The following is a 544-nucleotide window of genomic DNA, read 5'->3' as shown; positions in this document are numbered from 1 at the left end:
GTTCGGGGTGTCGCGTTCCAACTGCGCCCCGAACCCATGCTGCAACCCGACGTCCTCACAGCCATGAGCCACTATTGGCGCACCGGCGAACTGGCCAGCCGCCGCTGAGAGTCGCGGTCGACGAGAACGTATTGCCTCGACGCCACTCGACGATGCGAGATCGCCGCCACTTACCGCTGCGAGTGACCGGGTGCGGGTGTCTTGCTCGTTTCGCGTTCGAGTTCGGCGCGGATCTCGGCGATGTAGTCCTCGGGATCGCAGCGGATACGAGTGATCACCCGGTCCAGCGGTCGAGCCTGCGGTTCGTGTTCCATGCTCCACAGAGCCATCTCGAACAGCACCGGCAGCGCGTCCACGGCTCGACTGGTCGGGACGTAGTGGACCTGGTTGCGTTCCCCGCGGCTCACCCGCGCTACGAGGTTCGCGGCTTCGAGGCGCTTGAGCCGGTCCAGGAGCACGCTGGTCGAGATCTGTTCGGCCGAATCGAGGAATTCCACCGGGCGCCGTTTGCCGACCAGCAGCATGTCGCGCAGCACCAGCAAGG

Annotated in this window: 1 protein-coding gene; it reads right to left on the bottom strand. The window is 65.6% G+C overall.

Features of this window, described 5'->3' with window-relative positions; all coding sequences use genetic code 11:
• Positions 1-170: 170 nt before the first annotated feature.
• Positions 171-544: winged helix-turn-helix transcriptional regulator (locus tag JZ792_RS41300; RefSeq protein WP_216918431.1), on the bottom strand; the 374-nt coding region annotated here is incomplete at its 5' end.

The organism is Nocardia noduli (assembly GCF_019038455.1).
GTDB lineage: Bacteria > Actinomycetota > Actinomycetes > Mycobacteriales > Mycobacteriaceae > Nocardia > Nocardia noduli.
Note: the sequence above shows the minus strand (reverse complement) of the source record. Positions and strands in the feature narration are given on the sequence as shown.